This is a genomic window from Kocuria sp. UBA1838 (assembly GCF_002338785.1).
Lineage (GTDB): Bacteria > Actinomycetota > Actinomycetes > Actinomycetales > Micrococcaceae > Kocuria > Kocuria marina.
Genome location: NZ_DDIY01000017.1, coordinates 72639 through 99634, shown reverse-complemented (window position 1 = coordinate 99634; position 26996 = coordinate 72639). Strand labels below are relative to the sequence as shown.

The window sequence follows — 26996 nt, the reverse complement described above, 5'->3', positions numbered from 1 at the left end:
CGTCCTACTCGAGCGCCGCCTGCTCGAGTGCCACGGCGGCGTTGAGCAGGGCCAGGTGGCTGAGGGCCTGCGGAAAGTTGCCCAGAAACGAGTTGTCCTCGGGGTCGATCATCTCGGTGAACAACCCCACGTCATTGGCGAGAGGGAGCATCTCGTCCATGAGGTCCACGGCCTCCTCACGACGGCCCACCGTGGCCAGCGCCGCCACGGTCCAGAACGAGCACGCCACGAACGCTCCCTCCTCCTTCTCCATGCCGCTGTAGCGGTACATGAGCGGACCGCGGCCCAGCTCCTCCCGAACGGCGTCGATGGTCGAGGACATGCGGGGACCACGATCGAACCCGGTCATCGCGTGCAGCAACACGGACACGTCCAGCTCGTCGGTTCCCGGGTACCAGACGTACGCGCCCCGTTCCTCGCTCCAGCCCTCGGTCTCGATCCACTCCCGGATCCGTTCCCGTTCCGAGCGCCACCGGTCCACGCACCCGGGGATGTGACCGGCCTCCGCCAGTTTCACGGCCCGGTCCAGGCCGTGCCAGCACCCCAGCTTGGAGCTCGTGTAGTGCCGGTGCTCGGGCAGTTCCCACATCCCGGAGTCGGGGCGGCGCCACAGGTCGCACACCGCGTCCGCGAGGTCGGCGAACATCCGGGCGGTGGCGGTGTCCAACACGTTGCCGCCGCCCACGTAGAGGTGCGCGATGTCGAAGACGTCCCCGTACACGCCCAACTGCAACTGGTCCGCGGCGTCGTTGCCCGAGACCACGGGGCCGATCCCCCGCCACCCGGGGGCGTCGTACTCGGTCATCTCGGAGGCGGGGACCTCGCCGTCGAAGCGGTTAAGGACGTGCAGGTCGGGGGTCTGTGCCCGGGCCCGGCGCAGGATCGTGGACACCTGCGCGTGCACGTCCTCCTGCTCCCCCAGTCGCAACAGCGAGTGCAGGGTGTAGGTGGCGTCACGGATCCACGCGAAGCGATAATCGAAGTTCTTGGTGCCCTCCCTGTTCTCGGGAAGGGACGTGGTCGCCGCGGCCGCCACGGACCCCGACGGGCTGTGGCTGAGCAGTTTGAGCGCGAGGGCGCTGCGTTCGACCTCCGCGCGGTAGGGACCGTCATAGTCGAGCAGATCACGCCATCGGCGCCACGTGTCCCGGGTCATGGCCACGTTCTTGCGGATCTCACGGGGCGAGGGCAGGCGCAAGGGCTCATCGTGCGTGGCGACCACCGCGAGCAGGTGCTCGGAATCGGGGCGCGTGGTGAACCGCCCGGAGATCTGCTGGGTCCCCACCTGCGGTTCCCCCGCATCGTCGGTGCGGACCCCCATGCCCACCCGGTTCGTGCGCAGCACGGGCTCCCCCGCGATCATCTCGACCCACGGGGAGACGGTGTTGAACATGGTGCCCGGGGCCACCCGCCACACCATGGCCACGTTCCCGGTCACACCGTCCACCGAGCGGGCCAGTTCGTTCCACGGCAATTGCCCCGTGGACCCCATGTTGAGGGAATCGGTGACCCGCACGGTCCCCGAGGCCGTGGAGAACGTGGTGGTCAGGATGTTGGTCCCGGGGACGTACTCCCGGGTGACCTCGAACTCCTCCTCCGGGCGCAGCTCGATGCACCCGCCGTGCTCGGCGTCGAGCAGCTTGGCGAACGGCGGCGCGGAGTCCAGGTCCGGGACGGGGTACCAGTCCACGGATCCGTCCTGGGCCACCAGCGCCACGGTGCGCCCGTTACCCAGGGCTGCGTAGGAACGCAGGTCCACGTAGCCGTCCCGGCGCCGGGACACCTTGTTCAGGGACTCGGCGCGGTCGGGGGTTGCGTTCACGGGGCTCGTTTCTCTCGTGAGGCGGGACGGGAGGACGGCGGATCGCGCCGCGGGAACGGCACGACCCGCCCTCCGGAGGACTCGGTGACGTCAGCGCGGCCGGGTCACAGGATCGGGCTGCCGCCAGTGACGGCGATCCTCGCCCCGGAGACGTAACTGCCGTCGTCGGACGCGAGCAACACGTACACCGGGGCCAGTTCTGCGGGCTGGCCGGCGCGCCCGAGGGGCTCCGCGTCCCCGAAACTCTCGAGCTGCTCCGCGGGGATGGTCGAAGGGATCAACGGTGTCCAGACGGGCCCGGGGGCCACGCTATTGACGCGGATCCCGCGCTCCCCGAGCAACTGCGCGAGACTCGCCGAGAAGTTGGCGATCGCCGCCTTGGTCGCCGCGTACGGCGCCAGGGTGGGGACCGGCATGTCCGAATTGACCGACGAACTGCCGATGATCGCCGATCCCGGCGCCATGTGCGGCACGGCCGCCTTGGCCAGGTAGAAGTACGCCCCCACGTTGAGCTTGAAGGTGTGCTCCCACTCCTCGTCGGGGATCTCCTCGAGGCTCTCGCGCGTCATCTGGTAGGCGGCGTTGCTCACGAGCACGTCCACCTTGCCGAACTCCTCCACGGCCTTCGCGATCACGGCACGGCAGTGCGCCGCTTCGGACAGGTCCCCGGGGACCAGGACGGCCTTGCGTCCCGCCTCCTCGATGTAGCGGGCGACGTCGCGGGCGTCCCGTTCCTCCTCGGGCAGGTAGGTGATCAGCACGTCCGCGCCCTCGCGGGCGTAGGCGATAGCCACCGCTCGGCCGATCCCGGAGTCACCACCGGTGACGACCGCGGCCTTGCCCTCGAGCTTGCCCGATCCGCGGTAGCTGTCCTCACCGCAATCGGGGACAGGGTTCATCTCGGCCTGCAGTCCGGGGGCCTCTTGCTGTTGTTCAGGGAATCCCATGACAGTGTCCTCTCTGGTGGAGCGGGTCCGGGCGAGCTCTCGCGCTTCGCCGACCCGGTGACCGGGAGGGCTCCCGGGCGGGCCGACGCTCAGCACACTTTCCATCGTAGGGGACGCCCGTGTCCGGAAACATCCCCTGCGGGCCGCGCACGGCAGCTCTGCCGTCTGCCCGCGGCCCACCCGCGGGCCGATAGGATGGGCGAGGATTGGCCCGTAAGCGCAGGAGTAGTGGAAATGGCCCGTATCGTCGTTGACGTCATGCCCAAACCGGAAATCCTTGACCCGCAGGGCAAGGCGATCGCGAATGAGTTGCCCCGGATCGGGCTCAGCGGTTTCACGGAGGTGCGCCAGGGCCGCCGGTTCGAACTCACGGTCGAGGGCGAAGCGGACGAGCAGGTGCTCGCCCAGGCCCGCGAAGCCGCGGAGAAGCTACTGTCCAACCCGGTGATCGAGGACGTCGTGAACGTCTCCGTGGCCCCCGAGGAGGACTGAGCGTGGCCCAGAACCTCACGGCCGAGCAGACGCCCCTCGTGGCGGACCTCTCCGAACCCGCCACCGATTCTCGACTCGCGGACGTGCGGGTGGGTGTCGTGACCTTCCCGGGCACGCTCGACGACCGCGACGCCGCTCGCGCCGTCGAGATCGCCGGCGGCACCGCGGTGCCGCTGTGGTACGCAGACAAGGACCTCAACGGTGTGGACGCCGTGATCCTGCCCGGTGGCTTCTCCTACGGGGACTACCTGCGCGCCGGTGCGATCGCCCGCTTCGCCCCCCTCATGGACAGGATCGTGGACGCTGCCAATGCCCGGGAGGGCATGCCGGTGCTGGGGATCTGCAACGGTTTTCAGGTGCTCACCGAGGCCCACCTGCTGCCGGGGTCCATGATCAAGAACGATCAGCTCAAGTTCATCTGTCGGGACCAGGCGCTGCGCGTGGAGAACACGGACACTGCGTGGACCGGGCGATTCGAGCAGGGCCAGACCATCGTGGTGCCGCTGAAGAACCAGGACGGGCAGTACGTCGCGGATCAGCGCACCCTGGACGAGTTAGAGGCCGAGCACCGGGTGGTCTTCCGCTACGCGGGCGGCAACCCCAACGGTTCCCGCAACGACATCGCCGGGATCACCAACGCGCGGGGCAACGTGGTGGGACTCATGCCCCACCCCGAGCACGCCGTGGAACCGGGCTTCGGCGCCGATCTTTCCGGCTCCGGTCCGGTCCAGATGCGCCAGGGAACAGACGGGCTGGACGTCTTCGTCTCCGCCCTGGAACACCTATTGCGCTGACCCGTCCACGCCGCGCTCGCCCGCAGCGAGGACCGCGGCGTCCCATCCGTTCGTCATCGGGCCAGTTCGGGGAACCGCACCCGGCCCACACCATGCCTCCGCGTGAGCGCCCGCCCGGCACCGCACGCCCCATCGTTCGCAAAGGGATCTAGTAGTCGTCATGAGCGAAACCCACTTCAACCTGGACACCGTGGAGCACGCCGCCTCCACCCCGGACACCGAGCTGCCCTGGGCGGAACTGGGGCTGAACGAGACCGAGTTCGAGCGCATCAAGGAGATCCTGGGCCGCCGCCCCACCGCGGCGGAACTGGCCATGTACTCCGTGATGTGGTCTGAGCACTGCTCGTACAAGTCCTCCAAGGTGCACCTGCGCCAGTTCGGGGACAAGGTCACGGACGAGATGCGCAAGAACCTCATGGTGGGCATCGGTGAGAACGCCGGCGTCACGGACATCGGGGACGGTTGGGCCGTGACCTTCAAGATCGAGTCCCATAATCACCCGTCCTACGTGGAGCCCTATCAGGGTGCGGCCACGGGCGTGGGCGGGATCGTGCGGGACATCATCTCCATGGGTGCCCGCCCGGTGGCCGTGATGGACCCGTTGCGTTTCGGCGCGATCGACCACCCGGACACCCAGCGTGTGGTGCACGGGATCGTGGCCGGCGTGGGCGGCTACGGCAATTCGCTGGGGTTGCCGAACATCGGCGGAGAGGTGGAGTTCGACCCGTGCTACCAGGGCAACCCCCTGGTCAACGCGCTCGCCGTGGGCGTGATGCGCCACGAGGACATCCGCTTGGCGAACGCGTCCGGGACGGGCAACAAGGTGGTGCTCTTCGGCGCGCGCACCGGCGGGGACGGGATCGGCGGCGCCTCGGTGCTCGCGTCCGAGTCCTTCGACGACTCCAAGCCCTCCAAACGCCCCGCGGTGCAGGTGGGTGACCCATTCGCGGAGAAGGTGCTCATCGAGTGCTGCCTGGAACTGTTCAAGGGCTCGCTCGTGGAGGGCATCCAGGACCTCGGTGCGGCGGGCATCTCGTGTGCCACGTCCGAGCTCGCGTCCAACGGTGACGGCGGCATGCGCGTGGACCTCACCGAGGTCCTGCTGCGCGATCCGTCCCTGACCCCGGGCGAGATCCTGATGTCCGAGTCGCAGGAACGCATGATGGCCGTGGTCACCCCCGAGAAGGTCGCGGGCTTCGAGGCCGTGATGGCCAAGTGGGACGTGGAGTACTCGTGGATCGGCGAGGTCACGGACACCGGCCGCCTGGTCATCGACTACCAGGGTGAGGTCATCGTGGACGTGGATCCCCGCACCGTGGCCCACGACGGTCCCGTGTACGAACGCCCCTACGCGCGCCCCGAATCCCAGGACGCCCTGCAGGCAGCCCACTTCACGGGCTCCCCGGAGGACGCCGCCCGCCCGTCCGGCGCGGAGCTCGGCCCTGCGCTCGTGGAACTGATGGCCTCCCCGAACCTGTGCTCCAAGGACTGGGTCACCGACCAGTACGACCGCTACGTTCAGGGCAACACCGCCATGGCCATGCCGGATGACGCCGGCGTGATCCGCGTGGACGAGCGCACCAACCTGGGCGTGGCCCTTTCCACTGACTCGAACGGCCGCTACACCCGCCTGGACCCGTACCAGGGCGCCCAGTTGGCGCTCGCCCAGGCGTACCGCAACGTGGCCACCGCGGGCGCGCGCCCCGTGGCCGTGTCCGACTGCCTGAACTTCGGTTCCCCCGAGGACCCGGACATCATGTGGCAGTTCGCGGAGGCCGTGCGCGGCCTCTCGGACGGGTGCCAGACCGTGGGTGTGCCCGTGACCGGCGGTAACGTCTCCCTCTACAACCAGACCGGCGGCGTGGCCATCAACCCCACCCCGGTGATTGCCATGATGGGCGTGTTCGACGACGTCACGCGCCGCACGCCCTCGGGCTGGAGTGAGGATGGCCAGGCGATCTACCTGCTCGGCGAGACCGCGGACGAGCTGGACGGCTCCGAGTGGGCGCGCGTGCGCGGCCACCTGGGTGGGTTGCCCCCGCGCGTGGACCTGGCCCGCGAGCGCGTCCTGGGTGACATGCTCATCAACATGTCCCGGGACGGGATGATCGACGCCGCGCACGACGTCGCGGAGGGCGGCCTCGGGGCCACGCTCGCCGAGATGGCGTTGCGCTTCGGCGTGGGCGCCCGGATCGGCCTCGGTGAGGTCGCCGAGCGGGACGGCGTGGACCTGTTCACGCTGTTGTTCTCCGAGACGCAGGGCCGCGCCGTCGTGGCCGTGCCGCGCTCGGAGGAGGTGCGCTTCCAGGACATGTGCACCGTGCGCCGCTACCCGTTCGCGCGGATCGGCGTGGTGGACACCGAGGCCGGGGCCCTGGACTTCCAGGGCGAGTTCACGGTGGCGCTGGACGAGCTGAAGACCGCCCACGCATCAACCCTGCCCCGTCACTTCGGCTGACGGGCCGGGGCCAGAGCACGAGAACCCTCGGAGGGAGCCATATTGGACGATATGCCGCGGCCGGTTCCGCCGCAGCCGTTGCGCACGCAGCGGTTGGAGCTGCGCGCGTTCACACCGGACGAACTCGAGGCCGTGGCCGGGGGCTCACGACTGCCCCAGTTCGCGCCGGGTTTCCCCACCCCCGAGAACGAGGACTGGGCCCGGGAGGCGATCGAGGCCGGTGAGCACTTCTTCACGGAGAGCGACTGCGCCCTGCTCGTCGTGATCCGGCTCAGCTCGGGGCAGGTCATTGGCGCCGCGGGGTTCGCGGGACCCGCCATGGACCACGAACTGGAGGTCAAGGGGTCCATCGTCCCGGAGCACCAGAACCAGGGGCTGGCCACCGAGGCCTTGCGTGCGCTCGTGGACCGCGCATTCGAGGACCCCGGGATCCGTGCGGTGCACGGCTCCGTCCCGGCCGACCACGAACCGGCACGCCGGGTGCTCGTGCGCTGCGGGTTCGTGAAACGACCCTCCGAGGGCTCGGAGGACACCTACTACCTGCGACGCCCCTGACGAACGGTCACGGATGTACCCCTGGATACCCTTCGACCTGCTCCCCGCGGACACCCTGCCGGAGTGGATCCTCATCATCCTGGCGGTCCTGGACCTGCTCCTGAAGATCCTGGCCCTGGGCTGGATCCCCCATCAGCGCCGTCCGTCCGTGGCGCTCGCGTGGTTGCTCGCCATCTTCCTGATGCCGTACGCGGGGCTCTTGTTGTTCGTGGTGATCGGTTCCACCCGGTTACCGCGTAAACGCATGGCCAAGCAGGCCCGGATGAACCACGTGATCCAGGAGAACACCCCCGAGCGCCTCCCGCTGGGGCCCGAGTTCGCCGAGCACCCGGAATGGGTGCGCACCACCGCGGAGCTGAACCAGAACCTGGGTGCCCTGCCCATGGTGGGCGGTAACGACTTCGAGGTCCTCACCGACAATCACGATTCCATGGCCCGGATGGCCCGGGACGTGGACCGCGCCACGGACTACGTGCACTTCGAGTTCTACATCGTGGCCGTGGACCAGGTCTCCCGAGAGCTGCTCGATGCCCTGATCCGCGCCCACGAACGAGGTGTGCGCGTGCGGATCCTGATCGACCACGTGGGGTCCCTGGGTTACCCGGGGTACGCGGAACTGGTCCGCCAGTTCAACCGTTCCGGGGTGCCGTGGCGGCGCATGCTTCCCATCCGCCCGTGGCGCGGTGAGTGGCAGCGCCCGGACCTGCGCAACCACCGCAAGATCCTGGTGGTGGACGGCCAGGTGGCCTACACGGGCTCACAGAACATCATCCACCGCTCCTACAACAAGAAGAAGAACCTGCGGAAGGGCCTCGAGTGGAAGGACCTCATGGTCCGGGGCACGGGATCCGTAGTCACCGAGTTGAACGCGGTGTTCGTCTCGGACTGGTACTCGGAGACCGACGACCTCCTGCTGGACGAGACCCCCGCCGCGCTCGAGCACACGGCCGAGCCCATGTACGCCCAGGTGGTGCCGTCCGGGCCCGGGTTCGAGACCGAGAACAACCTGCGCCTGTTCAACCACCTAATCTACAACGCCAATCACCGCGTAGTGATCTCCAGCCCGTACTTCGTCCCGGACGAGTCCCTGCTCCACGCCATCACCACGGAGGCCCAGGCGGGCGTACGGGTGCAGTTGTTCGTGGGTGAGACCTCGGACCAGTTCCTCGCGCAGCACGCCCAGAACTCGTACTACTCCGAACTCGCGCGCGCCGGGGTGGAGATCTACCGCTACAGCTCCCCCACCGTGCTGCACGCCAAGTTCGTGCTCGTGGACGACATCGTCTCCGTGATCGGTTCCTCCAATATGGACGAGCGTTCCTTCGCGCTGAACCTTGAGGTCTCCGTCCTGATCGTGGACGAGTCGTTCCGCACCCGGATGGAGGACGTCGTGGGGCAGTTCCGCGCCAACTCCACCCTCTTGGACCTGGACGCCTGGGAGAAACGCTCGCTGGGGCGCAAGTTCGTGGAGAACGTCTGCCGCCTTACTTCCGGCCTGCTCTGACGCGCCCCGGACGACGACGCCGCGGGGCCGGGCGCGGCGTCGTCCGTCCCCTCGGTGCCGCCCACCCGGGGCGGGCACGAGTGTCCGTTCCTCGCCCGGGTGCGCGAACGCCGTCGCCGCCCGCAGAGATCGGGGTGGCGACGGCGTCGTGCACGGTGGGCACGGGGCCCGGTGCAGATCAGCCCGCTACGAGCACCGCGCGGCCGTTGAACGTGCGGTTGCGCAGGCCGTCCAGCGCGGAGTTGACCTCCTGTGCGGTGAGCGGGAGCTCCGTGATGGGCGGCTTGGGCAGATCCGTGTCCTGGGCGAGCTTCACGAGCTCCTTGAGCTCGGGCAGGCTGCCCACGAAATTGCCGCGGATGTTCAGCAGGTTGAACGCGGTGAGCGCGGTGGGGAACTGGTACTGGCCCCCGAACAGGCCCACGCTGACCAGGGTCCCGCCATTGGCCATGGCGAAGAGCGCGGCGTTGGAGGTGTCCCCGTTGTTGACGAGGTCGATGGCCGCGGCAATCTTCTCCCCGCCGGCCCGGACGATGTCGCCCACGAGGTCCTCGCCGCCCACGGCCACCGTGGCGGACGCGCCCACCGCCTGGGCGTTCTTCAGCGCGGCCTCGCTCATGTCCACGGCCACGATGTTCTCGTGACCCAGGGCCTTGAGCACCGCAACGGTCATCAGCCCTACACCGCCCGCGCCGATCACGGCCACGGGCTTATCCGCGGGCAGCGGCATGATCTTCTTGACCGCTGAGTAGGAGGTCAGGCCGGAGCAGGCGAGCGTGGCGCCGAAGGACGGGTCGATGTCGCCCAGCGGCACCAGGTAGCGCTCGTCCGGCACGTGGACCTCCTCCGCGTAGCCGCCGCGGCGCTGCACCGAGAGGTTGCGCTTCTTCCCGCTGCAGTAGTTCTCGCGGTCCTCCGAACAGGCCTGGCACTCGCCGCAACCGATCCACGGGAACACGATGTACTTGGTGTCCCCGGGCGTCACCGTGGCGTCCGGTCCCGCGGCCACGACCTCCCCCACGATCTCGTGCCCGAGCACCACGGGGTACTGCGCGCCCGCCGCGGTCAGTTCGTAGCGCCCGGCGTTGCCGAGGTCGAAGTACCCGTCCTGGCAGTGCACGTCCGAGTGGCAGACCCCCGAGTTGGTCACGCGGATCATGACCGCGGAGCCTTCCAGTTCGGGCCGTTCCACCTCGAGTTCCTGGGCTGCTCCACCCGGCTCCGTGTGCGCGAAAACCTTCATGTTTACTCCTTCGTAGCGTGTGTGGAAATCGCCTTACCATGTAAGCTGTGTCACCACTCTAGGCCGCCGGGGTGAATTGTCCACGGACTCGCTCCCGTCGGTTCGAGGGACGACGACGCTCGCGCGCCCCCGCGCGGTCAACGGCAACCGCCGCCCGACTTCGGTCACACGGCATGGCTCCGGGTGCCGCCGCGATAGGCTCACCGGCGATGATCTCCTGCCCGAGTAGCGCCACAGCGCCCGACCGTGCCGTCGCCGGTGTTCGCAACCGCCGAGACCGGGTGTCATGAGGCAGGGCAACGTCATGGCCTGGTTCTTCCTGGCCGGGGCCATCCTCCTGGAGGTCACCGCGACGCTCAGCATCAAGGCGGCCCTGGGACAACCCGCCCTGTACGCCGTGGTGGTGCTGGGGTACGCCGGGGCCTTCATGTGTCTCACGCTGGTACTGCGCCGCGGGATGCCCCTGGGGGTCACCTACGGGATCTGGACCGCCGCCGGTGTCCTGCTCGTGGAGCTCGAAGCGAGTCACTGACCCGCAACCTGGCCGCCCGCACCGGCCGCTCTCCATTCCGGCGAAGGCCTCCCGCGAGCGCCCCGTCGTGACCCCCCCTACGCCCGCCGCGCCGTCGACGACGCCGCTGATGCGCCCCGGTCCCAGGCGCGGGGTTCCGGAGCCGACTTTTGCGCGGCCCGCCGAGCGGCACGGTTGGCCGGCCCCACGGCGGACACCAGCACCGCGACCTGCAGCAGTACACCCACCAGCCCGGCGACGATGCCCCATTCGGGCCGCCCCAGAACGAGCAACACGATCGCCGCCACCACGGCACACACGGCCACGGGAACGGACCACCGCACCCTCGGAAGGGCCGCGGCGTGACCCGCGGACCACGCGGCGTCGGACGTGCGCGTGTGCCAGGTCCGGAGGCCCACGGCCCCGTTGCGATCGAGCGAGCCGGCGGCCGCTGCCCTGACGGTCACCACGGTCACGACGCACACCAGGACCGTGCTGAACGACAGCATGATCACTCCGAGCAGGTCCTCGTCCACGGTTCCCTCCGGGTCACGGGCATTTCCCCCACACTATGAAACAACCCATCCATCTCGTGCTCGATCAGGTCACCGTGCCGCCAACAGGTGGCACTCGGGGAAGCGATGTTCTGCGTCCGGGCGACTGACGGTACGCCAGGCCTCCGTGAACCCGGCATGCTTCATATGATCGGCCATCACGTCCGGATGCCAGCGCCACGCCGGAGCCACGGCGTGATCGAACGAGACCACGGCACGCTCTCCGTCGAGTGCTTGGAACGCCACCATGACCACCCCTCCGGGTGCCATCACGTCCGCCCAGGAGTCCAGGATGCCGGGGAGCCGCGCGGGTGGCACGTGGATCAGACTGAACCGCGCAAGAACGGCGGCCACTCGGCGGTCAGGCCCCGCTGCACCACCCCACGACGTGGGATTCGCATCGCCGGCTTCGAAGGCGACCTGCGGGTACGATGTGCGCGCGATACCCAGCATGGATTCGGACGGGTCCACCCCCACCACGTGCAGACCCCGCTCGGACAGTGCGGCCGTGACGTGGCCCGTGCCGCACCCCACATCCATCGCGGGGCCGGGCGCCCCTGCCGCGATGACGTGATCCGCGAAGGCCTCCACCGCGCGCCGTTCGAGCGCCGTGCGGAAGGGAGCGGGAAAAGCCTTCTCGTAGTCGTTCGCCAAGTGGTCGTAACCGGGTTGCACGCGTTCCACTCTCACACGGGGGTCCCGCCCTGGCAACGGGCGAGGAAGCCGACGACGCCGCCCTGCCGGACCTGCGGGACCGGGCGCGAGCGGCGTCGTCGTTGGAGGGAGGTGTCAGCCCACCAGCTCGCGGGACGGCGTGTCCGCGACGGAGGGCTTGCCCACGAACGCGCCGCGGTACTTCGCGGCGGGGTGGGTGTCCTTGACCCGCAGCTGGCCCTCGCCGTAGAGGGACTCGCGCAGGGTGGTGCCCTCGTACTCGGTGCGGTAGCGCCCGCGCTTCTGCAACTCGGGGACCACGTACTCCACGAAGTCCTCGAAGGAACCGGGGCTCACGTGGTAGGCCAGGTTGATGCCGTCCAGGCCGCCCTCGTCCACCCAGGTCTCGAGCTGATCCGCGACGGTCTGTGCGGAGCCCACGAGCACGGCACCCATCCCGCCCAGGGCGCAGTGCTTGGCGATCTCCTCGCGCGTCCACTGCTTGTCCTTGGACTGCAGCGTGAACGGGGTCAGGAAGGACTGGATGGAGTCGGTCTTGATGTAGTTCAGGGCCTCGTCCTCGTCGAACTGGGACAGGTCCACGCCGGACCACCCACCGATGATCGCCTGGGAGGCCTCCAGGTCCACGTATTGCAGGTAATCGCGGTACTTCTCCTGGGCCTGCTCGTCCGTGTCCGCGACGACCACGGAGAGCATCGCGTAGATCTTGACGTCGTCACGGCTGCGGCCCTCGGCCTGAGCCCGGTCGCGGATCTTGTCGGTCACGAAACGCGTGAGGTCCGGGCGCAACCCGCCGATGAACACGGCTTCCGCGTGCTTACCCGCGAACGCCTGCCCGCGCGAGGACGCGCCGGCCTGGAAGATCAGCGGTGTGCGCTGCGGGGACGGTGCCGTGAGCCCCGCTCCGGGAACCGTGAAGTGCTCCCCGCTGTGCCGGATGGGATGGACCTTGGTGGGATCCGCGTAGACACCCGTCTCACGGTTCTGAACCACAGCGTCCTCCTCCCACGAGCCCTCCCAGAGCTTGTAGCACACGTCCAGGAACTCCTCCGCGATCTCGTAACGCGTATCGTGCTCGATCTGGCGCGGCAGGCCCTGGTTCTCCGCGGCGGAGGGCAGGTAGGAGGTCACCACGTTGAAGCCCACGCGGCCCTTGGTGAGGTGGTCCAGCGTGGCGTACTTGCGGGCCAGGGTGTAGGGCTGCTCGTAGGTCACCGCGCTCGTCACGCCGAAACCCAGGTGCTCGGTCACGGCGGCCATGGCCGAGACCTGCATGAACGGGTCGTTGACCGGGACCTGGGCCCCGTCACGCACGGCCGGAGCCGCGGAGTTCTTGTAGATGTCGTAGATGCCCACCACGTCCGCAAGGAACAGGGCGTCGAACTTGCCCCGCTCCAGCAGCTTGGCCAGCTCCGTCCAGTACTCGATGGTGTTGTACTCGGTGGCCCGGGACCGCGGGTGGCGCCACAACCCGAAGCTCTGGTGATCCACGCAGGTCATGTCGAACGCGTTGACGGAAATCCGTTTGCTCATCTCGGTCAGCCCCTCAGCAGGAACACGACCCGCGCCCCGTGCACCACCTACGGCGGCCTACCTTGCGGGTCCAGCGCGCTTGTGTGGCGCCGTACTTGCCGCATGCGGTGTGTCATGCGGCCCGATCCTCACCTGGGGCACCCCGCTACGGGAGAGGGTTGCCGTCCGACAAGCCAGGGCTAAACGTCGGCACTCGTGATCGTTGTGGCATCGATCCTAACGGGGATCCCCGGTCCTCGGAAACACCTCGGGTTACAGCACGTCACGACGGCGCCCCGGCGCGTCACACGATTTGCACCCGCGGGCTCCCGGCCCGTTCAATGGTGGGGTTCCCATCCGGAGCGGCTGAGAGACCTGGCTCGTTGACGTCGCAGCAACCAGCCCCACGCGGGCAAGGTGCTAATGCCAGGAACGATGGAGTTGATGAATTGAGCCATATCCTCACGCGCCCGGAATCTGCCGTCGACGCCGCGGCGGTCACCTTCGACCGGGTCGGCAAGTCCTTCCCCGCACACAACGGAGCGCATGTCCACGAGGTCCTGAGGGACGTGACCTTCACGGTGCGTCCGGGCGAGATCGTCTCCGTCCTGGGCCCCTCGGGGTGCGGCAAGTCCACCCTGCTACGCGCCGTGGCCGGGCTCGGCACGGCGAGCGAGGGCGAAGTCCGGATCGACGACTCGGTGGTGCGCGAGATCGACCCGCGCTGCGCCGTCGGCTTCCAGGAACCGCGGTTGCTGCCGTGGCGCAGCGTGGCGCGCAACGTGGCACTGGGTCTGCCCCACGGGACTCCCGCCCAGGAGGGGAAGCGGCGGGTGGCGCAGCTGTTGGAGCTCGTCGGCCTGTCCCACCACGCGAATCACCGTCCCTCGGAGATCTCCGGGGGCATGGCACAGCGCGCATCCCTCGCCCGGGCCCTGGCACGGAACCCGCGGGTCCTGCTGTTGGACGAGCCCTTCGGGGCCCTGGACGCCCTGACCCGGATCAGGATGCAGGATCTGCTGCTGGACGTGCACCGCGCCGATCCCACGACCGTGCTCATGGTCACCCACGACGTCGAGGAAGCCCTGGTGCTCTCCGATCACGTGGTGGTGCTCGCGCGGGAAACGGCCACGGGCCCCGCGACCATCGCCGAGATCATCTCCCCCGAGCTGGCCCGCCCGCGCTCCCGCGAGGACAGTGAGATCACCGCACTGCGCACCCACCTGTTGGCCCTGCTCGGCGTGGAGCGCTGAGCGCATGGCGCAGTTGTCCCGACGCCGCGCACTGCAGGCACTCGGCCTGTCCGCGCTGGCGCTGCCCCTGAGCGGATGCGTCATGGAGGGCGAAGGTCCGGGCCGCGGTGTGGCCGGCGGTTCCGCGCACGAGATCTACCTGGACTACGCGACCTACAACCCGCTGTCCCTGATCATCAAGGCCAAGGGCTGGCTCGAAAAGGTCGCCGGGGCCCACGGCCAGACCGTGACGTGGGTGTACTCGGCCGGTTCCAACAAGGCCAACGAGTCGCTACGCGCCGGGGTCGTGGACGTGGGCTCCACGGCAGGTTCCGCCGCACTGCTCGCGCGTGCCAATCGCTCGCCGATCAGGACGATCGACCTGTTCTCACAGCCCGAGTGGTCCGCGCTCGTGCGCACCCCGGACTCCCCCGTGCGCACCGTGGCGGACCTCGCGGGCACGTCCGTGGCCGCGACGAAGGGCACGGATCCGTACTTCTTCCTCCTGCAGTCCCTCGGCGCGGCGGGCATGAGCGCACAGGACGTCACCGTGGTGAACCTGCAGCACGCGGACGGGCGCACCGCGCTGGACACCGGTCAGGTGGCCGCATGGTCCGGACTGGACCCCGTGATGGCCGCCGCGGAGAAGGCGGGGGACGTGCTGTTCCACCGGCAGTTGGAGTTCAACACGTACGGGTTCCTCAACGCGAGGGAGGTGTTCCTGCAGCTGAATCCCACGGGTGCGCAGGACGTGGTGAACACGTACGCCTACGCGCGGCAGTGGGCGCTGCAGCACCCGGAGGAGGGGATCGCGATCCTCGCGGAAGGCGCGAGCATCGATCGCGACACCGCCCGGCGGGTCTGGCAGCGCACCCACCTGGACATCGACCCCGTTCCGGGCCCCGAACAGCTCGCGGTGCTCGAGCGGGTCGGGCCCATCCTGGTGGAATCCGGGGACGTCTCCTCGCAGCAGGACGTGGACGAGGCGCTCGCGAACATCGTGGAGCAGCACTACGCACAACACGCCGATGCGGCCGCCGTGGCCCAGGTGATCGAAGGGAAGCAGTCCTCATGAGCACTCACGACACCTCCTCCACCGTACCGCGGTCCTCGGACGGCGCGTCCTCCGAAGCAGCTGGCGTCACTGCGGTGGCCACACTGTCCGACGACAACGGACGCCACGAGGCGGGCGCGGTGGCACCCGGCGACGTCGCACCCCCATCAGACACCCCTGCCGCGGCGGATTCCCGCACGCGTCCCAGCGCGCTGCGCAATCCTTGGGCCCTGGGGCTGATCGGGATCGTCCTGCCCGTGCTGCTGGTGCTCGCGTGGCACACCCTCTCCACGAACGGGACCTTCTCCCCCGTGCAGTTGCCGCGCCCGTCCGCGGTGCTCGCCGCGGGATGGGAGCTGCTGCGCAGCGGTGACCTGTGGTTGCACGTCGGGATCTCCACGCAGCGCGTGATCGTGGGCTTCCTGATCGGCAGTGGGCTCGGGCTGTTGCTCGGCGCGTTGCTGGGGCTCTCCCCGTGGGCGCGGGCCATCGGCTCGCCCACGATCGGCGCGCTGCGCGCCGTGCCGTCCCTCGCGTGGGTACCGCTGCTATTGCTGTGGATCGGGATCGGGGAGAACTCCAAGGTGACCCTGGTGGCAATCGGCGCCTTCTTCCCGGTGTACACCACGGTGTCCGCCGCGCTGCGCCACGTGGACCGGCACCTGATCGAAGCCGCACGGTCCTTCGGGCTGCGCGGGGTCAAGCTCTTCACCACCGTGCAGTTGCCCGCGGTGCTGCCCTCCGTGATCTCCGGGCTGCGCCTGGCCCTGGCCCAGGCGTGGTTGTTCCTGGTGGCCGCGGAACTATTGGGCTCCTCCATGGGCCTGGGATTCCTGCTCACCGATTCGCAGAACAACGGCCGCACGGACCGGTTGCTGCTCGCGATCGTGTTGCTGGCCGTGCTGGGCAAGCTCACGGACGCCCTGCTCGGCATCTTCGAGCGGTGGACGCAGCAGCGCTGGAGCGTGGCCGGAACCAGGTGACAACCCGCCCGGTTCCCGCCGGCGCCCGCCGTTCCACCGCGGCCCGGTCGTTCGACCGGGGGCCCGGCCGTTACAGACACCGACCGTTCGGATCGACATCACAGGAGGACTCGTGACCGGTACGCACTCGTATTCAGACCCCGCTCACCCCACACCGAACCCGGCGTTGATCTCCGACGACGCCCGGGTGCAGTTCTGGGTCGAGCAGGCCGGGCGGCTGGACTGGGCGCAGCCGTGGCACACGGCTCACCGGTTCGAGAAGCCGCAGCGCACGGGTGAGGACCACGACGGCAACCCCACTTACACCGTGCCCGAGATCGCGTGGTTCGAAGGCGGGAAACTCAACGTCTCGTACAACTGCGTGGACCGCCATGTGGCAGCCGGGCGTGGTCAGCACGTGGCCCTGTACTTCGAGGGTGAACCCGGGGACCGCCTGGTCTATACCTACGCGGACCTGCAGCGTGAGGTATCCAGGGCCGCCAACGCCCTGCTCCAACTGGGCGTGGAGAAGGGCGACCGCGTGGTCATCTACCTCCCGGTCATCCCGGAGACCGTGATCATCACGCTCGCGTGCGCGCGCATCGGGGCGATCCACTCGCTCGTGTTCGGCGGGTTCTCCGCAGAAGCCCTCAAGTTCCGGGTCGAGGACACCGGAGCCAAGGTCCTGGTGACCACGGACGGGCAGAACCGGCGCGGCGCCGTCGTCGCCGTGAAGACCAATGCGGACGAGGCCTGCAGCGGTGAGAACAGCATCGAGCACGTGATCGTGGTGCGCCGCACGTCCCGGCCCGGGCGCACCGATCTGCCGCGCGGCACCCGGGGCCTGCATTCCAAGGACGAGGAACTCGTGCCGTGGACCCCCGGGCGTGACGTGTGGTGGCACGAGCTCACCGCGGGCGTCTCGGACGTCCACGAGCCCGAGGCGTTCGACGCGGAGACGCCCCTGTTCATCATCTACACGTCCGGCACCACGGGGAGGCCCAAGGGCCTGGTCCACACGATGGGCGGATACATGGTGCAGACGGCATACACCCACGCCCTGCTGTTCGACCTACTCCCGGACGTGCCCGACGCGTCCGGGGTGCTGCGCCCGGAGGAGCTCTCCGCCGTGAACGACCCCGCCAAGGTGGACTCCACCGTGCACTGGTGCACCGCGGACCTCGCGTGGGTCACCGCGCACACCTACGAGATCTACGGCCCGCTGGTCAACGGCGTGTCCCAGGTGATCTACGAGGGCACGCCCAACACCCCGGATTACGGTCGCCACTTCGAGATCATCGAGCGCTACGGCGTGACCAACTACTACACGGCACCCACCCTGATCCGCTCGCTCATGGGCGCGTTCCCCAAGGGGCTGCCCCCGGTCTACAACCTCTCCTCGATCCGGTTGCTCGGCTCCGTGGGCGAGTCCATCAACCCGGAGGCGTGGCGCTGGTTGCGCGCCCAGGTCGGCCGCGACGAGGTGCCCTTCGTGGACACGTGGTGGCAGTCCGAGACGGGCTCCTGCGTCGCATCCCCGCGCCCGCACGATCCGCAGTTCGCCCCTCCCGGCACGTTCGACGAGGCCGCAGCGCACACCTCCCTCAAGCCCGGTTGCGCTACGCGTGCGGTCCCCGGCGTATCTGTGCGGGTGCTGGACGAGGCCGGTGAGGAAGTGGGCCCCAACCTGCAGGGCTATGCCGTGATCGACAAGATCGGCCCGTCCATGGCCCGCACGGTATGGGGCGATCCGCAGCGCTACCTGTCCTCCTACTGGGCGGCCTACGGCGAGCGCGGTTGGTTCCTGGCCGGGGACGGCGCACGCACCGATGACGAGGGCGACCTCTACATCCTGGGGCGGGTAGACGACGTGATCAACGTGAGCGGGCACCGGTTGTCGACGATCGAGATCGAATCCGCCCTGGTGACCCACCCCCACGTAGTGGAGGCCGGGGCCACCCCGATCCGCGACGCGGTAACGGGCCACGCCATTTTGGCGTGCGTGGTGCTCACGGCGGATGCGCAATCGCTGTCCACGGAAGAGGTCCGCGAGGAGCTGCGCGCGCACGTGGCCCGGGAGATCGGCCCGATCGCCAAACCGCGCGAGGTCATCGTGGTTCCGGATCTGCCCAAGACCCGTTCGGGGAAGATCACGCGCCGCCTGCTGACCCAGCTCTACGAGGGCGAGCAGCTGGGCGACCGTTCCTCGCTGCAGAACGAGGAAGCGCTAAACGCGATCGCGGAGGTCTTGGCAGGGCGTGCTTAGCTTGACCACATGAGCTTGTTGCCCCGATCCCACGGCGGTCGCGGCTGGGTCTGGTTGGCGTGTGCGGCCGGGGTCGTGAATGCCGGATTCAGCCTCTACTGGGCTTTGGGCGGGCACTGGTTGCTGGACACCGTGGGGCAGTGGACGGTACGGCTGTCCTACGAGGCACCCCTGGCCGCCGGGCTGGGGCTGGGCATGGTTTCGCTTTTCAAGCTCATGGCGGCCGTCATTCCAGTGGCGGAAGCCTACGACAGGGTGCCCTGGCGACGGTTCTGGCGGGCCATAAGTTGGGTGGGTGCCGTGGTCCTGGTGGTCTACGGCGGGACCAACACGGTGATCAGCAATGCCGTGCTCATCGGGCTCATCCGCCCGGCCACCGGATACGAGCGACTAGCCATGATCGGTCACGCATGGTTGTGGGATCCACTGTTCCTGGTCTGGGGTGCCGCGCTGCTGATCCATCTGTGGCGGTCCCGGCCGGCGCGGACGCGCCCGCACGGCACACGTGAGTCACTTATCGGGAGGGGAACATCCGCACGAAGGAGCCGACCGGGGAACCCACGCCACCAACTGCGGATGACCACCACCCAGGCTTCTTCCTGATCTGCGGGCATGACCGCGTGTGACCCCGCGAACTGTTATGCCCCGAAGGAACTTCTAAGATGGCTCAGTGATGAATTCCGCCGCGCAGCCCTCGACCGAGCGACCCGTCACCGGCACTACCCGCACGGCCACCGCCCCCGCGGACGCGTCCGTCACTGCCGGGATTGCTGCCGTGGCCGGCGATGCCTGGCAGCGCATGTTCGGGGACACCCACAGCTCCGACCTCAAGCTCGCCATGGCCGCCTCGGGCACCGTGTTGAGCGTGTTCACTGTGGGGCACATGGCCGGGAACATGCAGGTCTACCTAGGCCGGGACCACTACAACGAGTACGCCGAGTTCATTCGCACGGTGGGCGCGCCGGTGCTGCCCCGCAACTCCGTGCTGTGGGTCGTGCGTATCGGGTTGATCGGAAGTGCTGCGACCCATGTGTTGGCCGGAACCGAGCTCACGCTGCGGGCCATGAGCGCCGAGGGCCGCGCGGTGGCGGATGCGCTCCGGCCCATCACGTGGCGGGTGGGCGCCGCCGCTCAGAAGATACGGAACGGTTTCCCCACTGCGCCTGCCCCGAGCGGGACGCAACGGTACCGGAAAGCGGCGTTCGACCGAGCCTTCCTGGCCAGCCACTTCGACCGCCACGCGCCACGTCAGCGTCCCCGAGGCCGACGCCGCTCCGTCCCCCGAATCATCGCCCGCTCGATGCGCTCCACGGGCGCGGTGCTCGGACTGTTCACGGTGTACCACGTGCTGGACCTGACGGCGGGCGCCCGGCCTGCTGCTTCCGTAAGCCACACCCACGGTGACGCGTACGGCAACCTGGTGGCGAGCCTGTCCCGGCCGTCCGTGGCGGTGTTCTATACGGCCTCGATGGCCGCGCTCGCCGGACACATGATCCATGGCTTGCGGACCGCCGCGATGGACACCGGGGTGACCGGAACCGCGCGACGGGTACGACAGGTGGACACGATCGCTAAGGCCGTGGGCGGCGTCGTCGCCCTGGGGAACGTGAGCATTCCCGTGGCCGTACTGACCAAGGTGGTGCGCTGATGCTGTTGACCGTTCACGTGTGGCGCCAGGCGGGCGAGGACGAGCCCGGTGGCTTCGAGACCGTCCACCCCGTGCAGGCCCGCGAGGACCTGAGCATGCTCGAATTGCTCGATGCCGTCAACGAGACGCTCGAGCGCCAGGGTGCAGAGCCGGTGAGCTTCGACGACGGCTGTCGCGAGGGCATCTGCGGCAAGTGCGGCGTGACCGTGGACGGCGTGGCCCACGGGCCGGAGAAGAACCGGGCCTCGTGCACGCAGTCGCTCAGGGCCTACCGGGACGGGGACGAGATCTTCATCGAGCCCCTGCGCGCGGGAGCGTTCCCGGTCAAGAAGGACCTGTCCGTGGACAAGAAGGCCCTGCGGCGCGTGGCCAAGGAGGCCAAGTTCCCGGTCGCGATGAAGGCATTGAACACCGCTGGGTGCATCAGCTGCGGCGCGTGCGTGGCCGCGTGCCCCAACGGCTCGGGCCAGCTCTACGTGGGCACGCTGCTCAAGGAACTGCCGCCGCTCGCCAAGACGCCCGAGGAACGCGACGAGCGCTCGAGCAAGGTGCTCGACGCCGCCGAGCACGAGTTCGGCCCGTGCTCCCTGCTGGGCGATTGCACGGAGGTCTGCCCGGCGGGGCTGCCACTCGAGAACCTCACCGCGGTGGCGCGGGAGAACCTGCGCCGGAAAGACCCCGAGAAGTACGGCTGAGTTCCGCCCCGAAGCCAGCGAGCTCACCAGCAGTCGGCGACCCCAAGGGCGGGAAGTTCACCGCTTTCACCGCGGGCCCCACCGACCGGGGGCCGAACCGCGGACGGGCGGGTCAGCCCTTCCGCCACCGGGGAAAGGGCAGCCGCAACGGCCCGGCGGGACGCGTGGTGGTGCGGGCCGCCGAGCGTGAGTCCTCGACCACCGTGGCATCCGGGATCCTGCGGGCCAGAGAACGCTGGAACCTGTTCTGTAGCGTGACCTTCGCGGCGGGGCACCCGTGGCGCGCGCCCTCTGAATCAATCGCACCCGCTTTCGGGCGGCTGCGATCCGCACGGTTTGGTCCGTCACCCACGCGCGCGACACAATAGACGCACCATCCCGAGCGGCCGAGAGACCTGGATCCATGACGCCGCAGCAACCCGCAGTGCTCGGCCAACTGCACGGTGCTACCGCCAGGACCGATGGAGTGCTGCGCGGCCCCGGGCAGCTGTCGGACGGGAGCCGTACCCGGCCGACGAGGAGGACATCCATGGCCGAGCACCAGTTCGGTTTCCGCACCCGCGCCCTGCACGCCGGCGGCACCCCGGACGCCGAGCACGGCGCCCGCTCCGTGCCCATCTACCAGACCAGCTCGTTCGTCTTCAAGGACGCCGACGACGCCGCCAACCTGTTCGCGCTGCAGAAGTACGGCAACATTTACTCGCGCATCGGCAACCCCACCGTGGCGGCCTTGGAAGAGCGCATCGCCTCCCTCGAGGGCGGGATCGGGGCGGTCGCCACGTCCTCCGGGATGGCCGCCGAGTTCATCACGTTCGCCGCGCTGTGTGGCCAGGGTGACCACGTGGTGGCCTCGTCCCAGCTCTACGGCGGAACGGTCACCCAGCTGGACGTGACCCTGCGTCGCTTCGGTGTGGAGACCACCTTCGTCCCCGGGACCGAGCCCGCCGACTACAAGGCCGCGATCACCGAACACACCAAGGCCGTGTACACCGAGCTCGTGGCCAACCCTTCCGGGGAGATCGCGGATCTGGAGGGGCTCGCCGCGGTGGCCCACGAAGCAGGCGTGCCGCTCATCGTGGACGCGACGCTCAACACCCCGTACCTGTGCCGCCCGTTCGAGCACGGCGCGGACATCGTGATCCACTCGATCACCAAGTTCCTGGGCGGGCACGGTAACACTCTGGGCGGCGTGGTGGTCGAATCCGGCCGCTTCGACTGGGGCAACGGGAAGTTCCCGGCCATGACCGAACCGGTTCCCTCGTACAACAACGTGACGTGGTGGGGGAACTTCGGTGAGTACGGGTTCCTGACCAAACTGCGTTCGGAGCAGCTGCGGGACATCGGGCCGTCCTTGACCCCGCAGGCCGCGTGGAACCTGCTGCAGGGTGTGGAGACCCTCCCCCAGCGCATGGACGCCCACGTGGCCAACACGCAGGAGGTCGTGCAGTGGCTCGCCACGGATCCACGCATCTCCTACGTCAATTACGCGGGACTCGAGGGCCACCCCCACCACGAACGCGCGCAGAAGTACCTGCCCCACGGCATCGGATCCGTTTTCGCCTTCGGTGTGGCCGGCACGGACGAGTTGAGCGGCCGTGAGGTGGGCGCCCGATTCATCGGGAGCCTGCAACTGGCCTCACACCTGGCCAACATCGGGGACGCCCGCACCCTTGTGCTGCACCCCGCATCCACGACCCACCAGCAGTTGAGCTCCGAACAGCTCGCCGCGGGCGGGGTCAAGGAGGACCTGATCCGGATCTCCGTGGGTCTCGAGGACGCCGCGGACATCCTGTGGGACCTGGACCAGGCACTGAGCGCAGCCAGCGGTAGGAACCGGGACGGCGGCGTCGTCGCCCCCTCCGCCGCGCTCACGGACGCGGCGCGCACCACCCTGGACCAGGACAACAGTGCGGCGGCCTGCGCGCTGCCCGGAGCCGAAGGAGAATAGGTATGAGCACGCAACGCACCTGGGTGGGCCCCAGCGCCCCCGAACGGCTCGGCATCCTCCGAGGCACGCGCTCGATCGCGATCGTGGGGATGTCCAACAAGCCGTCCCGTGCGAGCTACTTCGTGGCCACGTACCTGCAGTCGTCGAGCCCGTACCGCGTGTACTTCGTGAACCCCGTGCTGGACGAGGTGCTGGGCCAGAAGGCCTACCCGTCGCTCGCGGAGCTGCCCGAGGTCCCGGACCTCGTGGACGTGTTCCGCAAGGACGCGGACCTGCCCGACGTGGCTCGGGAGGCCGTGGCCGTGGGCGCCAAGACCCTGTGGCTGCAGCTGGGCTCGTGGAACGAGGAAGCGGCGGCCATCGCGGAGGACGCCGGGCTGGACGTGGTGATGGACCAGTGCGTGAAGATCGAGCACGCGCGCTTCCACGGCGGTCTTCACCTGGCCGGGTTCAACACCGGAGTGATCTCCTCGAAGCGCCAGGTCCTGGCCTGAGACCGGGGCGCGACGGCGCCGGCGCGCCGCTGCCGACGCCGCTGACCGGCCACCCCCGCTGACGCCCGCACCGGAAATCGAATTTCTAGTGGAGTAAAAACAGATTTGGGCGCGAAACCCTGCTTTTACTCAGTTAAATCGCGAGGGCTATCGGCCCTGCGAGTGCGGGTCGCTCAGGGTGGAGTGCACCACGGGTGACCCCATTCGTCCACCTCGAAGCGCGAGTAGTCACCCATGGGGGCGTCGAACGATCCCGCCTCCCCGGAGCACACCAGGACCTCCTGCTGCGGGGCGTCGTCGCGGGCGGCGTCCCAACCGGCCACCAAGCTCTCGAGATCTGCCTGCCACTGCTGCGTCACGGGGTGCGCCCTTCGTCGAATGCTCCACCTCCGCGTATTCCGCCGACCCCCGAGTCGGGAGGTGTCGGCATCATCACGTCACGGGCAGGCCGCTGCCACGTGGCGCGGACGAGCCCACTCCCTATGCTTGACCAGTGGAGAAGACCTGGAATGTGGTCCGAGCCACATGAGAACCGTCCGACCCCCGAGGAGTTGCTCCCGTGTCCGCCAAGAAAACCCTGCAAGTCACCCTGGCCTTCGTGGGCCTGCTGGTGGGTGCCGGTTTCGCCACCGGTCAAGAAGTCATCCAGTACTTCATCTCGTTCGGTGTCTGGGGGCTGGCCGGCGCGGTGGTCTCGGGGATCCTGATGATCGCCGCGGGTGCCGTGATCATCCACATCGGCAGCTACTTCCTGGCGGACGAGCACCGCCGGGTCTTCCGGTCCGTGTCCTCTCCCGTGGTGTCCCGGTTCCTGGACATCGCGGTGAGTCTGACCCTGCTGGCCATGGGCATCGTGATGCTCGCCGGCGCGGGTTCCACACTGGAACAACAGTTCGGGCTGCCCGCGTGGATCGGTTCGGCCATCATGGTGGTGCTCGTGATGGTCACGGGGCTGCTCAACGTCAACAAGGTCACCAACATCATCTCGGCGGTCACCCCGGCGATCTTCGTGGCCGTGATCGTGGCGTTCGGTTACACCCTGACCAAGCTCCCCGTGGATCTCGGATCGCTGCACGAGCTCGCGGTGCAGGCGGGCTCCCCCGTGAGCCCGTGGTGGCTGTCCGCGATCAACTACACGTGCATGGCCCTGATGCTGGGCGTGTCCATGTCCCTGGTGATCGGCGGCAACGCCCTCAACCCGCGCGATGCCGGCTGGGGCGGGCTGCTGGGCGGCGTGGTCTACACCGTTCTTCTGGCCATGAACGCCTTCGCCCTACTCGTGAACTTCGATGCCGTGGGCGGCTCCGAGGTGCCCATGCTCCAGCTCTTCCAGACCATGCACCCCTGGGCCGCACTCGGGATGGTTGTGGTGACGTTCGTGATGATCTACAACACGACCATCAGCATGTTCTACGCCCTGGGTCGCCGGGTCACCGTGAACCACCGCCACCGCTACGTCCCGATTTTCCTGGGCCTGTGCGCGGTGGGTTACGTGGTGAGCCTCGTGGGCTTCGGCACCCTGATGAGCGTGGTCTACCCGATCATCGGGTACGTGGGCATGGTCCTGGTGGTCGTCATGCTGTGGTGGTGGTTCCGTCACCGCGAGGACATCAGCGTGGAGGCCGGGCGCCGCAACCGAATCCGCGCCCTGCTGACCAAGCGTCGCGCGCAGGACAAGGAGTTCTCCGAGTTCAACGAGCACCAGCTCCGGGACGCGGCCCACGATTCCCCCGCGGACGACGACGCCCTCACCGGCGCGATCGACACCCAGGTCCAGCAGGATCTCGCGGACGGCTCGGGCGATTCCCCGAGCCCCTCGCCCGAGCGCGGCTGAGCGCAGCCGTCGAGCGGCCCCCGCGAGCGGCGTCGTCCGCGCGCGCCGCGCACAGACGACGACCTGCGCGCGGGGACGACAGCGGCGTCGTCGCCCCTGCAAAGAGCCGGGGACGACGACGCCGCGTACGGGTCGCTCTCAGCGGCGCGCCCCGTTCTTCTGGTTGGCGCGCTGTTCCCAGAACACGGGGAGTGTGACGGTGTCCGTGCCGTCCCAGGCGGAGAGACCGGTGATCCCGGGGACGTCCCCGGCCTTGAACACGGGCTCCACCCCGGCCTTGCGCTGTTCCATGTAGTTGGCCAGCACCTTGGCGGCGACACCCGCGAGCATGCACAGCGCGATGAGGTTCAGCGTGGCCATGAGGGCCATGAACAGGTCCGCGAGGGACCACACGAGGTCCAGCGCGAGCATGGCGCCCAGGAACACGCACACGAGCACGGCGAAGCGGTAGATGTTCATGGCCGCACGGGACTTGGTCATGAAGCGGATGTTGGACTCGCCGTAGTAGTAGTTGCCGATCACCGAGGACCACGCGAACAGGAAGATCGCCACGGTCAGGAAGTGCACGGCCCAGTCACCCAGCTGCATGCCCAGGGCGCTCTGCGTGAGGGAGGCACCCTGGCGCTCGTCGCCGAACGTGGGGTTGGAGAGCAGCACGATGAACGCGGTGATCGAGCACACGAGCATGGTGTCGAAGAACACCCCCAGGGACTGCACGAAGCCCTGCTTGGCCGGGTGGGAGATGGACGCGGTCGCACCGGCGTTGGGCGCGGAACCCATGCCGGCCTCGTTGGAGAACAGACCGCGCTTCATGCCCTGGATGATCACACCGAGCACGCTGCCCGTAACGAACTCACGGATGCCGAACGCACCCTCCACGATCATGAGCAGCATGCCGGGGACCGCGGTGATGTTCAGGACCACCACGAGCAGCCCCAGGACCAGGTACAGCACGGCCATGACGGGGACCAGGATCTGCGTCACGGAGGAGATGGAGCGGATGCCGCCGAAGATCACGGCCGCGGTGATGACCACGAGCGCGAGACCCAGGACCACACGCATCCACATGCCCTGGCCGTTGGTGATGTCCACGTCGAAGGACCCGCTCACGGCGTCCACGATGGAATTGGACTGCACGGAGTTGAACACGAAACCGTAGGTCACGGTGATGATGACCGCGAACAGCAGACCCATCCAGCGCTTGTTGAGCCCGCGCTCCATGTAGTACGCGGGACCGCCCACGTAGCCGTCGCCGGTCTTGACCTTGTACAGCTGCCCCAGCAGGGACTCCACGAACGCGCTGGCCGCGCCGATCGCGGCGATGACCCACATCCAGAACACCGCGCCGGGCCCACCCAGGCTGATGGCGATGGCCACACCGGCGATGTTGCCCGTGCCCACGCGAGCGGCCGCGGAGACCGTGAACGCGCGGAACGAGGAGATGCCCTTCCGGCCGTTCTCGGCATCACCGGGCGGATCGGTGAGCACCCTGAACATCTCGGGGATCCCGCGTAGCTGAATGGCCTTGGTGCGGATGGTCAGGTACAACCCCACACCAATCAGGATCGCGAAGACGACGTACCAGATGTAACCGCCCAGCGTTCCCACGAGTTCTGTCAACGCATCCATGTGATTCCCCGGAATTCTGCCTCAAGACGGTTCCGGCCGCTGCGCGATGGGCAGCGGGGAACCGGGTGACTGACGTGTGCTGTTGCACTGATCTAGGTCACAGTAGCGGAAACAGGGCCCCGTGTGAGTGTCAGCGGGACGTGTCAGGGCCCTGGTGCCCCGGGCCC

General features: G+C 68.6%; 24 protein-coding genes and 3 riboswitches. Of the genes, 16 read left to right on the top strand and 8 right to left on the bottom strand.

Translation table 11 applies throughout. The features are described 5' to 3' along the window. Positions 1–4: 4 nt before the first annotated feature. Both B3I25_RS09550 and B3I25_RS09545 read right to left on the bottom strand, forming a co-directional pair. Positions 5–1822, bottom strand: a complete 1818-nt coding sequence (locus tag B3I25_RS09550; protein WP_286738752.1) for a glycoside hydrolase family 15 protein — start codon at positions 1820–1822, stop codon at positions 5–7. Positions 1823–1926: 104 nt separating this feature from the next. Beyond that, on the bottom strand, positions 1927–2769 hold the full coding sequence (locus B3I25_RS09545) for an SDR family oxidoreductase (RefSeq protein ID WP_064846535.1): 843 nt from the start codon (positions 2767–2769) through the stop codon (positions 1927–1929). Between the two features lie 234 nt (positions 2770–3003). On the opposite strand from B3I25_RS09545, the gene purS reads away from it, so the two are divergent. The 5 genes from purS to cls all read left to right on the top strand — a co-directional run bounded on the left by purS (position 3004) and on the right by cls (position 8572). Further along, the gene (gene purS, locus B3I25_RS09540) at positions 3004–3261 is read left to right on the top strand and encodes a phosphoribosylformylglycinamidine synthase subunit PurS (RefSeq protein WP_035960791.1); all 258 of its coding nucleotides are present in this window, start codon (positions 3004–3006) and stop codon (positions 3259–3261) included. Between the two features lie 2 nt (positions 3262–3263). Then, positions 3264–4055, top strand: a complete 792-nt coding sequence (gene purQ / locus B3I25_RS09535; RefSeq protein WP_286738751.1) for a phosphoribosylformylglycinamidine synthase subunit PurQ — start codon at positions 3264–3266, stop codon at positions 4053–4055. 160 nt (positions 4056–4215) lie between these two features. Further along, positions 4216–6513, top strand: coding sequence for a phosphoribosylformylglycinamidine synthase subunit PurL (purL, locus tag B3I25_RS09530; RefSeq protein ID WP_064846533.1), 2298 nt, complete (start codon positions 4216–4218; stop codon positions 6511–6513). Between the two features lie 51 nt (positions 6514–6564). Then, on the top strand, positions 6565–7068 hold the full coding sequence (locus B3I25_RS09525; protein ID WP_286739020.1) for a GNAT family N-acetyltransferase: 504 nt from the start codon (positions 6565–6567) through the stop codon (positions 7066–7068). 13 nt (positions 7069–7081) lie between these two features. Beyond that, positions 7082–8572, top strand: a complete 1491-nt coding sequence (gene cls, locus B3I25_RS09520) for a cardiolipin synthase (protein ID WP_098053517.1) — start codon at positions 7082–7084, stop codon at positions 8570–8572. 178 nt (positions 8573–8750) lie between these two features. Here the strand turns inward: cls and B3I25_RS09515 are convergent, their stop codons facing one another. Next, positions 8751–9815, bottom strand: a complete 1065-nt coding sequence (locus B3I25_RS09515) for an alcohol dehydrogenase (RefSeq protein WP_098053518.1) — start codon at positions 9813–9815, stop codon at positions 8751–8753. Positions 9816–10101: 286 nt separating this feature from the next. Here B3I25_RS09515 and B3I25_RS09510 point away from each other — a divergent pair, with 286 nt between their 5' ends. Beyond that, positions 10102–10347: a DMT family transporter gene (locus B3I25_RS09510; protein ID WP_349676539.1), complete on the top strand. Its 246-nt coding sequence runs from the start codon at positions 10102–10104 to the stop codon at positions 10345–10347. Positions 10348–10424: 77 nt separating this feature from the next. Here B3I25_RS09510 and B3I25_RS09505 read toward each other — a convergent pair whose 3' ends face one another. The 3 genes from B3I25_RS09505 to B3I25_RS09495 all read right to left on the bottom strand — a co-directional run bounded on the left by B3I25_RS09505 (position 10425) and on the right by B3I25_RS09495 (position 13097). Next, complete coding sequence (locus B3I25_RS09505; RefSeq protein ID WP_286738750.1) at positions 10425–10862, bottom strand: SdpI family protein; 438 nt, start codon at positions 10860–10862, stop codon at positions 10425–10427. Positions 10863–10931: 69 nt separating this feature from the next. Then, positions 10932–11564, bottom strand: a complete 633-nt coding sequence (locus B3I25_RS09500) for a class I SAM-dependent methyltransferase (RefSeq protein ID WP_286738749.1) — start codon at positions 11562–11564, stop codon at positions 10932–10934. Positions 11565–11669: 105 nt separating this feature from the next. Beyond that, entirely contained in the window at positions 11670–13097 is a 1428-nt protein-coding gene (locus B3I25_RS09495) for an LLM class flavin-dependent oxidoreductase (protein WP_193519328.1), read from the bottom strand. A gap of 77 nt (positions 13098–13174) precedes the next feature. After that, positions 13175–13289: riboswitch (SAM riboswitch) on the bottom strand. 128 nt (positions 13290–13417) lie between these two features. Next, positions 13418–13509, top strand: a riboswitch (SAM riboswitch). Between the two features lie 7 nt (positions 13510–13516). Here B3I25_RS09495 and B3I25_RS09490 point away from each other — a divergent pair. The 9 genes from B3I25_RS09490 (at position 13517) to B3I25_RS09450 (ending at position 23366) form a co-directional block, all read left to right on the top strand. Next, positions 13517–14320 (top strand): ABC transporter ATP-binding protein, encoded by an 804-nt coding sequence (locus tag B3I25_RS09490; RefSeq protein WP_414672706.1) that lies wholly within the window; start codon positions 13517–13519, stop codon positions 14318–14320. 4 nt (positions 14321–14324) lie between these two features. Further along, positions 14325–15374: an aliphatic sulfonate ABC transporter substrate-binding protein gene (locus tag B3I25_RS09485; RefSeq protein WP_131332225.1), complete on the top strand. Its 1050-nt coding sequence runs from the start codon at positions 14325–14327 to the stop codon at positions 15372–15374. Beyond that, entirely contained in the window at positions 15371–16336 is a 966-nt protein-coding gene (locus tag B3I25_RS09480) for an ABC transporter permease (RefSeq protein ID WP_286738748.1), read from the top strand. The genes B3I25_RS09485 and B3I25_RS09480 overlap by 4 nt, the downstream gene beginning before the upstream one ends. Positions 16337–16448: 112 nt before the next feature. After that, complete coding sequence (locus tag B3I25_RS09475; RefSeq protein ID WP_286738747.1) at positions 16449–18581, top strand: AMP-binding protein; 2133 nt, start codon at positions 16449–16451, stop codon at positions 18579–18581. 9 nt (positions 18582–18590) lie between these two features. After that, positions 18591–19184: a DUF3995 domain-containing protein gene (locus tag B3I25_RS09470; RefSeq protein ID WP_098053521.1), complete on the top strand. Its 594-nt coding sequence runs from the start codon at positions 18591–18593 to the stop codon at positions 19182–19184. Between the two features lie 70 nt (positions 19185–19254). Next, entirely contained in the window at positions 19255–20229 is a 975-nt protein-coding gene (locus tag B3I25_RS09465) for a succinate dehydrogenase cytochrome b subunit (protein WP_098053522.1), read from the top strand. Continuing rightward, complete coding sequence (locus B3I25_RS09460; RefSeq protein WP_098053523.1) at positions 20229–20924, top strand: succinate dehydrogenase/fumarate reductase iron-sulfur subunit; 696 nt, start codon at positions 20229–20231, stop codon at positions 20922–20924. The genes B3I25_RS09465 and B3I25_RS09460 overlap by 1 nt, the downstream gene beginning before the upstream one ends. A gap of 370 nt (positions 20925–21294) precedes the next feature. After that, positions 21295–21392, top strand: a riboswitch (SAM riboswitch). Positions 21393–21453: 61 nt separating this feature from the next. Continuing rightward, complete coding sequence (locus tag B3I25_RS09455; RefSeq protein WP_064846523.1) at positions 21454–22872, top strand: O-acetylhomoserine aminocarboxypropyltransferase/cysteine synthase family protein; 1419 nt, start codon at positions 21454–21456, stop codon at positions 22870–22872. Positions 22873–22874: 2 nt separating this feature from the next. Continuing rightward, a complete protein-coding gene (locus B3I25_RS09450) occupies positions 22875–23366 on the top strand; it encodes a CoA-binding protein (RefSeq protein WP_064846522.1) in 492 nt (163 codons plus the stop codon). Between the two features lie 173 nt (positions 23367–23539). Here B3I25_RS09450 and B3I25_RS09445 read toward each other — a convergent pair whose 3' ends face one another. Continuing rightward, positions 23540–23725, bottom strand: a complete 186-nt coding sequence (locus tag B3I25_RS09445) for a hypothetical protein (protein ID WP_144997093.1) — start codon at positions 23723–23725, stop codon at positions 23540–23542. A 200-nt stretch (positions 23726–23925) separates the two neighbouring features. On the opposite strand from B3I25_RS09445, the gene B3I25_RS09440 reads away from it, so the two are divergent. Further along, a complete protein-coding gene (locus B3I25_RS09440; protein WP_064846521.1) occupies positions 23926–25200 on the top strand; it encodes a hypothetical protein in 1275 nt (424 codons plus the stop codon). Between the two features lie 138 nt (positions 25201–25338). Here the strand turns inward: B3I25_RS09440 and B3I25_RS09435 are convergent, their stop codons facing one another. Beyond that, on the bottom strand, positions 25339–26829 hold the full coding sequence (locus B3I25_RS09435; RefSeq protein WP_098053524.1) for an alanine/glycine:cation symporter family protein: 1491 nt from the start codon (positions 26827–26829) through the stop codon (positions 25339–25341). Positions 26830–26996 lie beyond the last annotated feature (167 nt).

Coding starts and splice junctions, on each gene's coding strand:
- B3I25_RS09510 (WP_349676539.1), top strand. CDS start 10,102: ATGAGGCAGGGCAACGTCATGGCCTGGTTCTTCCTGGCCGGGGCCATC.
- B3I25_RS09465 (WP_098053522.1), top strand. CDS start 19,255: ATGAATTCCGCCGCGCAGCCCTCGACCGAGCGACCCGTCACCGGCACT.
- purS (WP_035960791.1), top strand. CDS start 3,004: ATGGCCCGTATCGTCGTTGACGTCATGCCCAAACCGGAAATCCTTGAC.
- B3I25_RS09485 (WP_131332225.1), top strand. CDS start 14,325: ATGGCGCAGTTGTCCCGACGCCGCGCACTGCAGGCACTCGGCCTGTCC.
- cls (WP_098053517.1), top strand. CDS start 7,082: ATGTACCCCTGGATACCCTTCGACCTGCTCCCCGCGGACACCCTGCCG.
- B3I25_RS09460 (WP_098053523.1), top strand. CDS start 20,229: ATGCTGTTGACCGTTCACGTGTGGCGCCAGGCGGGCGAGGACGAGCCC.
- B3I25_RS09455 (WP_064846523.1), top strand. CDS start 21,454: ATGGCCGAGCACCAGTTCGGTTTCCGCACCCGCGCCCTGCACGCCGGC.
- B3I25_RS09525 (WP_286739020.1), top strand. CDS start 6,565: ATGCCGCGGCCGGTTCCGCCGCAGCCGTTGCGCACGCAGCGGTTGGAG.
- purL (WP_064846533.1), top strand. CDS start 4,216: ATGAGCGAAACCCACTTCAACCTGGACACCGTGGAGCACGCCGCCTCC.
- B3I25_RS09450 (WP_064846522.1), top strand. CDS start 22,875: ATGAGCACGCAACGCACCTGGGTGGGCCCCAGCGCCCCCGAACGGCTC.
- B3I25_RS09515 (WP_098053518.1), bottom strand. CDS start 9,815: ATGAAGGTTTTCGCGCACACGGAGCCGGGTGGAGCAGCCCAGGAACTC.
- B3I25_RS09470 (WP_098053521.1), top strand. CDS start 18,591: ATGAGCTTGTTGCCCCGATCCCACGGCGGTCGCGGCTGGGTCTGGTTG.
- B3I25_RS09435 (WP_098053524.1), bottom strand. CDS start 26,829: ATGGATGCGTTGACAGAACTCGTGGGAACGCTGGGCGGTTACATCTGG.
- B3I25_RS09480 (WP_286738748.1), top strand. CDS start 15,371: ATGAGCACTCACGACACCTCCTCCACCGTACCGCGGTCCTCGGACGGC.
- B3I25_RS09545 (WP_064846535.1), bottom strand. CDS start 2,769: ATGGGATTCCCTGAACAACAGCAAGAGGCCCCCGGACTGCAGGCCGAG.